Origin of the sequence: Nocardia sp. NPDC050408 (assembly GCF_044458905.1) — a bacterium.
Taxonomy (GTDB): Bacteria; Actinomycetota; Actinomycetes; order Mycobacteriales; family Mycobacteriaceae; genus Nocardia.
This window is the reverse complement of sequence record NZ_JBITIL010000020.1, coordinates 67,185-79,155: the sequence shown is the minus strand read 5'-3', so window position 1 is coordinate 79,155 and position 11,971 is coordinate 67,185. Positions and strand designations below refer to the sequence as shown.

Sequence of the window (11,971 nt, the reverse complement as noted above, 5' to 3'; positions counted from 1 at the left end):
GTCTTCGTGCCAGGGACGCGAATCGATCTCCTACCGCGGTAGGAGCCGCTGCCCGCTCCGAGCACGATGCACCGGCCCCGACCTGGCGGTTAGCCTTGCAGGATGGATGTGACCCACGCCATCGGCTCGTCGGCGGGCGCCCAACCGGCGATACCGTTCCGCGAGAGTGGGCGCGTCCGGGATCGGTTCGTGGCTTTCGTACGCAATCCGGTCGCGGTCTTGCGTCGCAATCTCGAAGAGTTGCCGTTCGACTACCCGCCGTCGGTGATGATCAGCGCCGATGCGGCCCTGCTCGTGGTCGGTGTCGGCGCGATCGTCCAGCGGCACGAATATTTTCCGACCGCGCTGCCGATTCTGGCGCTCATCCTGGTCTTCGGCTCGGTGCCGCTGTTCTGCTTCTTCGGTGTGACACCGAGCCCGATCCTGCTCGCGGTCTCCGGTCTGGTCGCGACGGCCATAATGCTCACCCAGCCGGTATCTTCGGACTTCTCCCCGTTCATCCTGGTGGTGATGGTCGGCGAGGTCGCGGCCATTGTGCGAAAACGTTTCAGCGCATTGTTCGCGGTGATCGCGGTGCTCGAGTTGATGGCCTTCGATGCGGCCGGTCACCTGGTGTGGAGCGTGACGGGTCAGCGGTTGCAGGGGCTGCAGATGTACATCGTCGGGATCGCACTCGGCTGGCTGGTCGGCGTCATGCTGCAGTATCAGCGCAAATTTCTCTATCAGGAACGCCAGAGCCAGCAGATCCGGGCCGAACGTGCCGCCGACGCGGAACGCAGCCGGATCGCGCGCGAGGTGCACGATGTCATCGCGCATTCGCTGAGCATCACCCTGCTGCATCTCACCGCCGCCCGGCACGCACTGCAGACCGACCGCGACGTGGACGAAGCGGTGGACGCGCTGGTCGACGCCGAGCGACTCGGCAGACAGGCCATGGCCGATATCCGCCGCACCATCGGCCTGCTCGATGCCCGGCCGTCCAAACTTGTTCCGGAGCCCGGAATCCGCGATATCGATGACCTGGTCGGCGACTTCGCCGGAGCCGGATTGGATGTTCGCTACACCCGTACCGAGGATTTGTCCGCGGTATCCGCGGCGGTCGGGCTCGCGCTCTATCGGATCGGCCAGGAGTCCCTGGCCAATGTGATCAAACATGCGCCCGGCGCGACCGCGACCGTGCTGTTGGAGGTGGACTCGTCGGTGGCCCGGCTCATCGTGAACAACTCGCTGCCCAGGGGATTGCCGCCGGATCTCGGCGATGGGATGGGACTGTCCGGTATGCGCCAGCGCGCCGAACTGCTCGGCGGCCGCATCAAGACCGGGCCCTACGACGACGGCTGGATGGTGCGAGCCGAATTCCCACTGAGCGGCGCGCGGGCCTGGTCGATGTCGTGCGGGCTGCCCGACGTGATCCACGGAGCCGCGAGTGCGGTGCGTGACATGCGGCGCGACGGTGCGCTGGGGGAGGGCGCGTGACGACAGGGGCTGCGGCCGGTGGCGAAGCGCCGGTCACCGTGCTGGTCGTCGACGATCAGGAACTCGTCCGCGGCGGGCTGCGGCGCATTCTGCGGCGGCGTGACGGTTTCGTGGTCACCGAATGCGCCGACGGCGATGAGGTGCCCGCCGCGATCGCGGCCAACCGGCCCGATGTCGTGCTGATGGATCTGCGCATGAAGCGCGTCGGCGGCATCGACGCGACCCGCATGCTGCGTGCGCGAGACGGTGCACCGCCGGTGCTGGTGCTCACCACCTTCGACGACGACCAGCTGCTGTCAGGCGCGCTGCGCGCCGGGGCGGCCGGATTCATTCTGAAGGATTCGCCCGCGGAGGATCTCATCCGGGCGGTCCGCACGGTCGCCGTCGGCGGAGCGTGGCTGGACCCGTCGGTCACCGGTCGCGTGCTCTCGGCATACCGGACGGTTCGTCCCGCCGTAACCCGCGACGACAGCCGACTCGCCGAACTCACGGCGCGCGAGTACGAGGTACTAGAATTGATCGGCCGCGGCCGCGTCAATGCTGAGATCGCACGCGACCTCAGCATCTCGGAAGTCACCGTCAAGAGCCATGTCGGACATATATTCGGCAAACTGGAGCTGCGGGACCGGGCCGCCGCGATCGTGTTTGCGTTTGACCACGGGGTGGTTGCACCAGGACAATCCACGGGTTGACGGGCAGCCGGATCGCGCATACCCGGAGCTGGTGATGGGCGATCTTTGCCCGGGATGTGGAGGAATGACGGGGTGGACGGACCTGGATGGAGAGTCGGCAGTCGTTTCGGGCCGTATGAGCTCCGAGCGCTGCTCGGCAAAGGGGGTATGGGCGAGGTTTACGAGGCGTACGACACGGTGAAGGACCGCGTGGTCGCGGTCAAACTGCTGTCCGATGAACTCGCCAGGGACCCGATCTACCAGGTGCGCTTCCGGCGCGAATCGCAGGCGGCCGCCCGCCTGGCCGAACCGCACATCATCCCGATCCACGACTGGGGCGTGATCGACGGTGTGCTGTTCATCGATATGCGGCTGGTGCCCGGCACCGACCTGCGCGAAATACTGCGCGATCAGGGGCCGATGAGCGCCGAGCGCGCGATCGGCATCATCGAGCAGATCGCGGCGGGCCTGGACGCCGCGCACGCCGACGGTCTCGTGCACCGCGATGTGAAACCGGCCAATATCTTGGTCACCGAGGCGGACTTCGCCTATCTGGTCGACTTCGGCATCGCCCACACCGAGGGCGACAGCGCGATGACCCAGGCGGGCACGGCCATCGGTTCCTACACCTATATGGCCCCGGAGCGGTTCGATTCCGGACCGGTGACCGGTCGCGCCGATATCTACTCCCTCGCTTGTGTTCTGCACGAATGCCTCACCGGGGCAACACCGTTCCCGGCCGGAAGCATGAGTGTGCTGATCCGGTCACATCTCACCGAACCGCCGCCGCGACCGAGCGTGCAGCGACCGGGAGTGCCCGCGGCGATGGACGAGGTGATCGCCCGCGGCATGGCCAAGGAGGCGGCCGATCGTTTCCCGACCGCGACCGATCTGGCGCGCGCGGCCAGGGCCGCACTCGGCACCGCACCCGCCGCCAATATGCCGACCTTGATCGTGCGGCCGCCCGATCCCTCGCGCGGGCCGTCGGATCAGGCTGTGGTGCACCGCAGTCCGGCGACGCCCGCGGAGTCGACGGGAACGATTCCCGCGGTCATCCATCCAACCGCGCCGACAGTGGTCTCGCCCGCGGATCTGCAGTTCACGCCGTTGCCGCCGCAGCCGCCCGCCGGTCCGCCGGTCCGGACGCCCGGGGTCGGTCGGCAGGTGCGGCCGTTTCCCGATGCGCATTTGTACGAGGAGTCCCCGCCGGAGTTTCCGCAGGACTTGCCGTTGCCGCGGTACGCGGGTGATCCGGCGGCACCGCCGACTCAGCGGTTTCCGGAACAACCGCAGTATTCGGAGCCGTCGCAGGCCGAGCAGACTCAGCGGTATCCGGAATCGCACTACCCAGAGGGCCGGTACCCGGCGCGGGAGTATCCGGAACAGTATGGCGCGCAACAGGATTCGTCTGCTCCGGAGACGCGCCGGGTCCCGTTGCCGCAACCCTTCTCCGGCGCACCGCCATTCGAGCCGCCGCGCGGTCCCGCCCATGCGGCGCCGAACCCCTACCGGCCCTCGCCGCAACCGGCCGAATACTCGCCGCAGGCCCATGTCGCGCCCGACTACGAAGACGATTACTACGCGCAGGATCCCGCCGCGGATCCGTATCGGCAGGAGCGATCGGTCCTGTTGCCGATCATGGTCACCGTCTTCGTCATCGTGGTGCTCGCGGTCGGCGGTGCCATCGGCTGGCAGGTGCTCGGCTCCGGTAAATCCGAGGATTCGAATGTTCAGGCGGGTGCGCGGGTGACCACGACGGCCGCCACCGGCGGTTCGACGACATCGCCGTCGACCTCGACCACCAAGGCCGCGCCCACCTCGGTCACCCTGCCCGCCGGCGCGACGAACTGCGCGAACGGCAAACCCGTTTCAGGCAGCTTCACCCAATCGGCCACCGGATCCTCGGTCACCAGTTGCGGTTTCGCGGAAGCCGTCCGCAAGGCCTACGCCGAATCCGCAGCCACGAACGTCTCACGCTCATCGCGCTCAGTGGTCGCGACAAGTCCCGTCACCGGCCGCACCTACACCATGAACTGCGTCGCGGACGGACAATTGGTCACCTGCACCGGCGGTGAAAACGCGGTGGTCTACGTCTACTGACACAGCAACCGCGGCGAACACGAAATGAGTTCGTGTCCATAGGATTTGGCCGAAATGCTGTTATAGAAACGCTTGATGAGCGGCTACTTACAGTGCATTGACTGCCGTGGGCGGCGACCGTTGGACGTCATCACCGGCGGGATCTTCACCGACGTCGATCCGGAGACGCGCGCCGCCCCGACCGGCGGGTACCGCCGATGGCCGGTACCGCCGCGATCGGGGCGGTTGTGCAACTGCTGGCCACCGCCATCGAGGAGGGCCGTGACCTGTCCTCGATGAGCGGCGTCCTGGCCGAGCGCTCCTATCGTCTGCTGCCGGCCTGACGGCCCGGCCTCACTTCAGGTGCCGCGCGAAGAACCGGTTCCCGTCGTCCCCCTCGAACTGCGGGACGCCGGTGTGCCCGCCCATATTGGCGTGCAGCGTCTTCTCCTTGGAGCCGAAGGCGTCGAACAGGTCCAGGGCCAGTTGCCGGTCGTTTCCTTCGTCGTCCCACTGCAGCAGGACCTGCAGCGGAATGGTGACCTGCCGGGCCTCCTCGAACATGGTGCGGGGCACGAAACTCCCGGCGAACAGAAGGGCGGCCGAGATGCGCGGCTCGACCACCGCCAGCCGGACGCCGATGGCGATCACCCCTCCCGAGTACCCGACCGGGCCGCCGATCTCGGGCAACGAAAGGAGGGCGTCCAGGACGGCCCGCCATTCCGGGACCGCCTTTTCGACCAGCGGAAGGACGAGCCGGTCGACGATCTCGTCGTCGACCGGCTCGCCGGCCTGCAGCGCCCGGCGCAGGTCGGCGCGGGCCTGCTCGGCGGCGGCGGAACGGGGCCGGTCACCGCTCCCGGGGAGCTCGATGGTGGCCGTGGCGTAGCCCTCCGCCGCGGCGTGCCGGGCCCGGGCCACCAGTCGCGGGTACATCATGTGCAGTCCGCCGGGGTGGCCGACCAGGATCAGCGGCGCCGGGGCGGATGCGGATCCGGGCGTCCACAGGATGCCGGGGATCTCGCCGAGAGTGAATTCGCGTTCGAGGACGCCGTCGTCGAGGCGCTGTTCAGAAGTGAATTGCATGGTCTTGCCTTTCGGGAGTGCTCTCGAGCGGCGCTCCCGGACGACCTATCGCCCGACCGTGACCCCAGAGGGGAGCACCCATGTAGATACTGCGTTCACGGGTACCACCTCCTCGTTCTCTGGCACGGCTTCCGGAAGGCTAGCAGTGGCCGGCCATGGTCCGCCAACGGGTTTTTGCGGTGGCGCTGGCTCCGTCCCAGGGGCAGAGCGGCCACAACGGGCCGCGTGACGAAGGAGGATCAGCGTTCCTATTCGCTCGGCCCGGGATTCGGATCCGACGGTGCTGCGCCACAGCCGGTTCCCGACCCGAAGCTCTACAGGTGAAACTCTCGATGGCGATGGTGCCCGCGGCGGTCGCAGCAGTGCGGTCTATCGATGTGACACCATGACGGCGACTGCGTTTGCCCCCTGGCCTCGCCACGACAGGAGCCCGACCATGCCACGTATTGCCACCGCCGACCGGGTCGAACGAGCCGAACTGCTGGAATTCCTGCGTACCCGCCACCGCGGCGTCCTGGTTACGAGCCGCGGCGACGGCCGCCCGCAATTGTCGCCGGTAACCTGCGGGATTGATCCCGAGGGCCGCATCGTGGTGTCGACCTACCCGACCCGCGCCAAGGTCGGCAACGCGCGACGCGACCCGCGCGTGTCGATCTGCGTGCTGTCCGACGACTGGAACGGCCCCTATGTGCAGGTCGATGGTCGCGCCGGGGTCCTGGACATGCCGGAAGCCCTCGACGGTCTCGTCGAGTACTTTCGCGCTATCTCCGGCGAACATCCGGACTGGGCTGAGTACCGCGAGGCCATGGCACGGCAGAACAAGTCGCTGTTGCGCATAGATATCGAACGCTGGGGACCTATTGCGACGGGCGGCTTCCCGCCCGAACTCGCGGACTGAGACGGTCGATCACTGCCTGGCCTTCGTACCACATCACCCGCAGTTGGGCCGGTGTGGTCGGTACCCGACACATATCTCCGCCTATCGCACGGCAGCCGGAATGCAGGTCGACTCGTTCGATCAGCGCGGGAAGCGACAGTAGCGGGTGTTCGGTGCTGCAGTGGAACGGATAGAGCCCAGTCGGGTTCGAGATCTGGGCAGGCTTCAATCTGCGCGCGAGAACACCGCCACCAGAAAGTCGGACTCCTCGGTAAATGGACGTAGATCCCACGTCGATAGCCGCAAATCCACCGTGAGTCCGGCGTCCTCGGCGTCTGCCAGGAACTGCGGGAACTCGTAACCACGATCGGCGCCGAAACCCACAACCACCCGTCCGGCTGGGGCGAGATGGCGGGCGAACCCGGCCAGCACCGCCTCCCGGGTGGACGGCGCCAGAAATGTCATCACGTTCCCCGCACACACGATGACATCGAAGTCGCCGGCCACCCCGCGCCCCGGCAAGTCCAATTCGGCGAGATCACCGACTATCCAGGTCGGACCGGGATAGTCCTGCTCCGCCGCAGCGATCAACACCGGGTCGACGTCGACGCCGACTACGACGTGGCCAGCTCGGTGCAGGTAGGCACCCACACGCCCCGGACCGCACCCTGCATCCAGGACTCGGCCACTGCGGTCGAGCATCGCGTCCACCAGCCGGGCCTCCCCGACAATATCCGTGCCTTCGGCCGCCATTGCTCGGAATCGCTCCACGTACCACGTCGAATGCGCAGGGTCAGCAGCAGTGAGCTCTTCCCACTGGCTGGGGGTACGTCCGCTCATGGTCTGTTCCTCTTCGCTCGGGCCCGCCACTGGTTCACTGTGCCACCGCCGTGCCGATAGTGAGCGCGCGGCATGATGATGCCCGACGCCGATGCAGCCCGCCCATCGACACCGGACTTCAGGCGGATAACGGCGACCAGGCTTCTGAGCACTCTGGTTACGGCATTTCCGGACGTTGGTTGGGCAGGTTCGTTTACGCTGCGGCGCGAGCACTCCCATTGCGGCACAGCATATTCCGGCCGATGCCAGCACGCGGAGAACCGGAGGTCGGTTCGGCGGGCATGGTGGGCGATGCGAGCCGCGGCCGAGGCGTCGGCGCCGGGCCGACGGTTGGTCGGCTGCCGACATCAGTTGCGCTCCAACGCTTCCGGTCGCGGTTTGCAGAGGAGGTCCGAGCGGATTCGTCGAGCAGTCGCATGCAAGCTCCAGTCGGCTCCCATGCGCAGTTCGTCCACGAAGGGCAGTGGTTGCCAGCCGCGGTACCACGAGCGCATGTCGGCGACCGTGAACTCGGCTGCTTGTGGTCGTGTGTGGTGACGCCGTGCAGTTTCTTCGAAGGCCAGGTCCCACGCGTAGAAGTGTGATCGGAACGCACGATGCTGTAGCCGCTCGAGCATCCGTCCGTATCGGTCGGCGTCGAGGATGCCCTCGACGACTACGACCGCGCAGTGGTCCAGGCAGGCGGTGGCGATCGTCTCGATCAGGGTCACATTGAATGCGTCGGGTTCGTCGCGTTCCCGCAGGATCGTCCGACGGATAACGTCCTGGCCGACAACGGCGCAGCGTCCCTTTGCGAAGCCGCGCTGCACTTCTCTGGCGACCGAAGACTTTCCTGCCCCCGAGTCCCCACGCAGGACAACCAGTTGCCCGCTGAGTTCGCCATCCCCGTCCACATCCTCAGTGTCTCAACGACACGAGCCGCTATCTCAACCTGGACGCCACCATTCTCCGGCTCGACGCCCGCGGCCGGTGCCGGGCAGCAACTTGACGAAGCTGAACCGGCCGTGCACACTGCTCTCATTAGAGAGCGATGCTCTCGGCGACTCGTGGGAGAACGGACATGCAGGAAGTCTGGAAATGGGCCAACCTCACGCTGGCATTCGGGATGGAGTTGGTCGCGCTCGGGGCGCTGGGACTGTGGGGCTGGAAGACCGCCACCGTGACTCCGGTCAAGCTCGTATTGGCTGTGGGCGTGCCGCTTCTCGCGGCGCTGGTCTGGGGCCTGTTCGCGGCGCCGCATGCGACATTCGACAACCCACTGCTCGCGATCGTCACCAAGGTCGTGGTTTTCGGCAGCGCTGCGGTCGGACTGTGGGCCGTGAGCTACCGAGCGGTCGCGGTCGTATTCGTCGCCGTCCTGGTAGCGAATCTGTTGGCGATCAGGTTTGGGCATCTGAACTTGTGAGCACGCCGCGTGATGTACGGAGTTCAGGAGATCTTTGCGGACGGATGCGGTGACCAGCGCGGAACCGGTTGTCTCGATGCTCGATCAAACGGCGGCTCTGTCCTCTGCGGCGGGCAAGCTGTTCAGCAGCGTGTGCACCATGGTGGGTACCTGGACGTCGAGTTCTGTGGGTATCGGCCGGCCGGCTGTCAGATATCGCCGAACCGCGGCGTATGGCAGGTCGACAATGGTGAGAAGGATCGTTGCCGTGGACACCCCGGTTTCGGCGCGTAACGAGTGGACGAGTCCGCGGATGGCAGCATCCCACCGGGCTGTTTCGGCGGCGCGTTCCTCACGCGCGGTGGCGGGCCAGCTCTGGGGAGTGAAGTGGTGAACACCTGCGAGCAGGACCTGTGCGTCGAGCGGGTTGCTCCGGCACCACTGCACGATGTGGCCTGTGATCGCGGCGGCGGCCTCGACCGGATCGTCCTCGTCGAACAGGACGTAGGCGTCCTGGTGCAGGTGCCCGACGGCCCTGTTCCACAGGGCGGCGAGCAATGAGGGCCGATCGGCGAAGCGATGGTAGACCGAACCGCTCGGCGCACCGGATTCCCGGATCACCCCGGACATCGTGACGCCGGCGGGTCCCTGCGTAGCCAGCAGCCGCGCGGCAGCGTCGAGGATCGCCGCGGTGTCGTGTACGAATCTCACCACGCTGTAGAGAATACTCTCCAGACATGGTTGTAGAGTGAAGTCTCTACAACAATGAGAGGCCAACCATGACCATCACCGCCGAGGACGTCTACCAACTCGCTCCGTTCGTTCGCACTCTCGGAGTGGAGTTCTCGGAACTCACACCCTCCGCGGTCGCCGCCCGCCTGACCCATACCGTCGCGCTGTCGACAACAGGGGGTGGCCTGCACGGCGGTGCCCTGATGGGGTTGGCCGATGCGGCTGCCGCGGTCTGTGCCGCCCTGAATTCCGCCCCGGGGGCACTGCCCGCGACGACCGATTCGACAACGCATTTTCTTCGTCCGGTCCGCGGAGCGGCGCATGCGGTCGCCGCGCCGATCCGCGTCAGCCGCACCGCGGTGGTGGTGGGTGTGCAAATCGCGGACGAATCCGGCGAGCTGTGCGTCCATGTGATCCAAACTGTGCAGACACGCGTGCCACACGCGGCCGCCTGAAACCGCTGTCAGATGCGGGAGCAGGACCGCCAACGGTCCAAGATCAGAACACCGGCGACATGAGCTATCTGACGGCAGCCGCTCTGAGGAGCCCCTCCGCCGTGGGGCTGTCGGTCACGAGGGTGTTCACGTAGCCGGCGCGGGCCGCCACGAGGATTGAATCCACCTTGTCTTGGCCGATGGCCACGCCGATTGTGTGCGGAATGCGCGGGAGATCCTCCAGCGGGATGGCGATGAGGCGCTCGAACCCACTGGACTCGATCGGCGCTCCGTCGGGTCCGTATGGGCGGGCGCAGATGTCACCGACGGCGTGCTCGAGCGTTGCCTCCCGCGCCGAGATGACGCTCGGCAGCGACGATCGGTGCAGCGGTGGAGCACCGATCCCGAGTAGTGCGGCGCGCGCGGACCGCCACAGTTGCTGGACCCGTTGGATCTGTGGGTCGCTCATCAACGCTTCGTGCAGGGTCGGGCTCGGCATGGCGGGGGTGTACAGCATGACGGGGACTCCGCCGACTCGCAGCGCCAGCGCCCGCGTGATCTCGTTCGACTGGTAGTGCGCCTCCGGCTCTTCGATACCGCCGACTGTCGGGCACAGGACGACGCCGGGCAGCGGTGGGAGATCGTGCCGCGCGACTGCGAATACCGTTGCGCCGGTTGACACTAGAAGCGTGTCTCCGGGGCGCAGTTGCGATTCGGTGAGCGCGTCGGCGACGCGGGGAGCGAGCAGCGTCCCCAATTCGACGCCTGGGGACTCCGGTGTCACGTATGCCGCAGTTAGTCCGAGCGCCTGGCGGAGATCATGCTCGAGGTCGGTCAGCGCCCGCTTGTGCGGGTTACGGACTGTGACCTGGACGATGCCGGTCTCGCGCGCCTCGGCGAGGAGGCGACTCACGGTCGCACGGCTGGTGCCGATTTGGTGTGCGATCTCGGCCTGAGTCGCGTTGTCCAGGTAGTACAGCCGCGCCGCCTGGTACACCAGCCCGGGAGGAAACCGGCGGCGGGCGCCCGCATCGATACTCCCGGCTGCTCGGTCTCTCATCGGCATCCTCCTTCCGTGCGAATCAGTGTGCAGATGTTCAGAGTATTCGATCGGGTCTGAACATTTGTGCTGTACTTCTGTTCACTGATGTCTATAGTGACATGGAACACGCCTCCCTCGGGAGGCAGGCAGAAGGAGTCCCCCGTGACTGATCGACAACGCACCCGGTCAGCCGATTGCGCTGGTGACACAATGCAGGCAGTCGTGTGTCACGGTCCCGCTGATTACCGGCTGGAGAAGCTACCGGTCCCGTCGCGGAGGCCAGGAGAGGCACTCATCCGCGTTGAGGCCGTCGGCATTTGCGCGAGCGACCTGAAGTGCTACCACGGCGCATCGAAGTTCTGGGGTGACGAAAACCGGGCGGCATGGGCGGAGACGGAGGTCGTACCGGGGCATGAGATCACCGGGCGGATCGTCGAGCTCGACGATGCCGCTCGCGAGCGCTGGGGCGTCGAGGTCGGCGATCGCATCGTCGTCGAGCAGATCGTTCCGTGCTGGAACTGCCGCTACTGCGCCGAGGGCAACTACCACATGTGTCAGGTGCACGACATCTACGGCTTCAAGCGCGCAACCCACGGCGGCATGCAGGAGTACATGGTCATCACGCAGGGTTCTCTGGTCCACCGGATCAGCGCTGACATTCCCCCTGCGCACGCGGCCTTCGCGGAGCCGCTGTCTTGCGCACTCCACGCCGTCGAACGGGCCGACATCACGTTTTCCGATGTGGTTGTCGTCGCCGGGTGCGGGCCCATCGGCCTCGGCATGGTCGCGGGTGCGGCGGCGAAGTCTCCGGCCCAGGTCATTGCACTGGACATGGAACCGCGCAAGCTGGAGCTTGCGGCGCGCGCCGGGGCCACGTTGACGATAGACATCAGCAAGCAAGATCCCGTTGCCCGCGTTCGAGAACTTACCGGTGGTTATGGCGCCGATGTCTACCTCGAGGCGACCGGGCACCCGTCGGCGGTGATCCAGGGCCTCAACCTGCTGCGCAAGCTCGGTCGCTTCATCGAATACAGCGTCTTCAAGGAGGCGGTGACCGTCGATTGGACGATCATCAGCGATGACAAGGAACTCGACGTGCGCGGCGCCCATCTAGGACCGAACTGCTGGCCTGCTGCGATCCGGCTCATCGAGGGCGGCAAGCTCCCGCTCGACGACATCTGCACCCACCAGCTGCCGATTGCGGAGTTCGCGCGCGGACTCGACCTCGTCGCATCGGGTAAGGAGTCGATCAAGGTCTCACTCATTCCCTGATCGGTCGGCTCAGGCTGACGGAAACGATCGGCTCGCGACTGGCCGAACCATGGTCGCCCACTGCCACCCGGACATCAC

The 11,971-nt window shown here is 66.5% G+C and carries 13 protein-coding genes; 8 read left to right on the top strand and 5 right to left on the bottom strand.

From position 1 onward, the window contains the following. Positions 1-102: 102 nt before the first annotated feature. The 4 genes from ACIBJI_RS35955 (at position 103) to ACIBJI_RS35940 (ending at position 4,570) form a co-directional block, all read left to right on the top strand. A complete protein-coding gene (locus ACIBJI_RS35955; protein ID WP_397087765.1) occupies positions 103-1,476 on the top strand; it encodes a sensor histidine kinase in 1,374 nt (457 codons plus the stop codon). 38 nt (positions 1,477-1,514) lie between these two features. Further along, positions 1,515-2,168, top strand: coding sequence for a response regulator transcription factor (locus ACIBJI_RS35950; RefSeq protein WP_364357916.1), 654 nt, complete (start codon positions 1,515-1,517; stop codon positions 2,166-2,168). Between the two features lie 72 nt (positions 2,169-2,240). Further along, positions 2,241-4,247, top strand: coding sequence for a protein kinase (locus tag ACIBJI_RS35945; protein ID WP_397087763.1), 2,007 nt, complete (start codon positions 2,241-2,243; stop codon positions 4,245-4,247). A gap of 197 nt (positions 4,248-4,444) precedes the next feature. Continuing rightward, positions 4,445-4,570, top strand: a complete 126-nt coding sequence (locus tag ACIBJI_RS35940) for a hypothetical protein (protein WP_397087761.1) — start codon at positions 4,445-4,447, stop codon at positions 4,568-4,570. 10 nt (positions 4,571-4,580) lie between these two features. Here the strand turns inward: ACIBJI_RS35940 and ACIBJI_RS35935 are convergent, their stop codons facing one another. Next, positions 4,581-5,312 (bottom strand): alpha/beta hydrolase, encoded by a 732-nt coding sequence (locus tag ACIBJI_RS35935; protein ID WP_397087759.1) that lies wholly within the window; start codon positions 5,310-5,312, stop codon positions 4,581-4,583. Positions 5,313-5,748: 436 nt separating this feature from the next. Here ACIBJI_RS35935 and ACIBJI_RS35930 point away from each other — a divergent pair, with 436 nt between their 5' ends. Next, positions 5,749-6,210, top strand: a complete 462-nt coding sequence (locus tag ACIBJI_RS35930) for a PPOX class F420-dependent oxidoreductase (protein ID WP_364357872.1) — start codon at positions 5,749-5,751, stop codon at positions 6,208-6,210. Positions 6,211-6,414: 204 nt separating this feature from the next. Here the strand turns inward: ACIBJI_RS35930 and ACIBJI_RS35925 are convergent, their stop codons facing one another. Both ACIBJI_RS35925 and ACIBJI_RS35920 read right to left on the bottom strand, forming a co-directional pair. Continuing rightward, positions 6,415-7,029 (bottom strand): class I SAM-dependent methyltransferase, encoded by a 615-nt coding sequence (locus tag ACIBJI_RS35925; RefSeq protein WP_364357875.1) that lies wholly within the window; start codon positions 7,027-7,029, stop codon positions 6,415-6,417. 347 nt (positions 7,030-7,376) lie between these two features. Further along, positions 7,377-7,922 carry an AAA family ATPase gene (locus tag ACIBJI_RS35920; protein ID WP_364357878.1) on the bottom strand — a complete coding sequence of 182 codons (546 nt, stop codon included), beginning with the start codon at positions 7,920-7,922 and terminating at the stop codon, positions 7,377-7,379. 167 nt (positions 7,923-8,089) lie between these two features. Between ACIBJI_RS35920 and ACIBJI_RS35915 the strand changes: the two genes are divergently transcribed. Beyond that, positions 8,090-8,434 (top strand): YrdB family protein, encoded by a 345-nt coding sequence (locus tag ACIBJI_RS35915; RefSeq protein ID WP_364357881.1) that lies wholly within the window; start codon positions 8,090-8,092, stop codon positions 8,432-8,434. 84 nt (positions 8,435-8,518) lie between these two features. Here ACIBJI_RS35915 and ACIBJI_RS35910 read toward each other — a convergent pair whose 3' ends face one another. Then, positions 8,519-9,127, bottom strand: coding sequence for a TetR/AcrR family transcriptional regulator (locus ACIBJI_RS35910; protein ID WP_397087756.1), 609 nt, complete (start codon positions 9,125-9,127; stop codon positions 8,519-8,521). 65 nt (positions 9,128-9,192) lie between these two features. Between ACIBJI_RS35910 and ACIBJI_RS35905 the strand changes: the two genes are divergently transcribed. Beyond that, on the top strand, positions 9,193-9,600 hold the full coding sequence (locus ACIBJI_RS35905; protein ID WP_396956261.1) for a PaaI family thioesterase: 408 nt from the start codon (positions 9,193-9,195) through the stop codon (positions 9,598-9,600). A gap of 64 nt (positions 9,601-9,664) precedes the next feature. Here ACIBJI_RS35905 and ACIBJI_RS35900 read toward each other — a convergent pair whose 3' ends face one another. After that, the gene (locus tag ACIBJI_RS35900) at positions 9,665-10,639 is read right to left on the bottom strand and encodes a sugar-binding domain-containing protein (protein ID WP_364357890.1); all 975 of its coding nucleotides are present in this window, start codon (positions 10,637-10,639) and stop codon (positions 9,665-9,667) included. 192 nt (positions 10,640-10,831) lie between these two features. On the opposite strand from ACIBJI_RS35900, the gene ACIBJI_RS35895 reads away from it, so the two are divergent. Then, positions 10,832-11,893 (top strand): alcohol dehydrogenase catalytic domain-containing protein, encoded by a 1,062-nt coding sequence (locus ACIBJI_RS35895; protein ID WP_364357919.1) that lies wholly within the window; start codon positions 10,832-10,834, stop codon positions 11,891-11,893. Positions 11,894-11,971 lie beyond the last annotated feature (78 nt).

Excerpts from the sequence above, each read along its gene's own strand:
- ACIBJI_RS35955 (WP_397087765.1), top strand. The coding sequence starts at position 103 with ATGGATGTGACCCACGCCATCGGCTCGTCGGCGGGCGCCCAACCGGCG.
- ACIBJI_RS35940 (WP_397087761.1), top strand. The coding sequence starts at position 4,445 with ATGGCCGGTACCGCCGCGATCGGGGCGGTTGTGCAACTGCTGGCCACC.
- ACIBJI_RS35935 (WP_397087759.1), bottom strand. The coding sequence starts at position 5,312 with ATGCAATTCACTTCTGAACAGCGCCTCGACGACGGCGTCCTCGAACGC.
- ACIBJI_RS35930 (WP_364357872.1), top strand. The coding sequence starts at position 5,749 with ATGCCACGTATTGCCACCGCCGACCGGGTCGAACGAGCCGAACTGCTG.
- ACIBJI_RS35925 (WP_364357875.1), bottom strand. The coding sequence starts at position 7,029 with ATGAGCGGACGTACCCCCAGCCAGTGGGAAGAGCTCACTGCTGCTGAC.
- ACIBJI_RS35915 (WP_364357881.1), top strand. The coding sequence starts at position 8,090 with ATGCAGGAAGTCTGGAAATGGGCCAACCTCACGCTGGCATTCGGGATG.
- ACIBJI_RS35905 (WP_396956261.1), top strand. The coding sequence starts at position 9,193 with ATGACCATCACCGCCGAGGACGTCTACCAACTCGCTCCGTTCGTTCGC.
- ACIBJI_RS35900 (WP_364357890.1), bottom strand. The coding sequence starts at position 10,639 with ATGAGAGACCGAGCAGCCGGGAGTATCGATGCGGGCGCCCGCCGCCGG.
- ACIBJI_RS35895 (WP_364357919.1), top strand. The coding sequence starts at position 10,832 with ATGCAGGCAGTCGTGTGTCACGGTCCCGCTGATTACCGGCTGGAGAAG.